Here is a 467-nt window from a genome sequence, read left to right on the forward strand (position 1 = left end):
ATTACCATACCGAAGAAATAGATTTTGAAGCTTTAGCTAATGAAAATATAGAAATACCAGAAGAATATAATTTTAATCATTTAATCCCTCCTATAGAGCTTTATAAAGAAATTATAGACGAGTATTGTGCTACAATGGATCCAAGAAAACTAGCTTCATTACAAAAACAAATTTCAGTTTTAACTCAAGAAAAACAAGATTTGCAAAACAAATTTCAAAACGAACTTAATTCTTTACCTGCAAAAAAACAACGTTTAGAATTAGCCAATCTAGAACAAGATTTAATTATTAAAAAATTAGAAAGTAAAAAACTTGCTAAATCTTTGGGTATAAAAATGAGTATAATAAATCCTAAAATTACTTTTATTCAAGCTAATTCAGCTAAAGCTCGTATACAAAACCATTTATCTTATAAACTAGGACAAACTTTGATAGAAAATTCAAAAAGTATATTAGGATATATAAGA

Annotated in this window: 1 pseudogene; it reads left to right on the forward strand. The window is 25.1% G+C overall.

Annotated features, from left to right (window positions below):
• Positions 1 to 467 (forward strand): annotated as a pseudogene (locus tag AJN64_RS01320) (sugar transferase); the annotation flags it as partial.

This window comes from Campylobacter sp. BCW_4332, from assembly GCF_001763175.1.
GTDB lineage: Bacteria > Campylobacterota > Campylobacteria > Campylobacterales > Campylobacteraceae > Campylobacter_D > Campylobacter_D jejuni.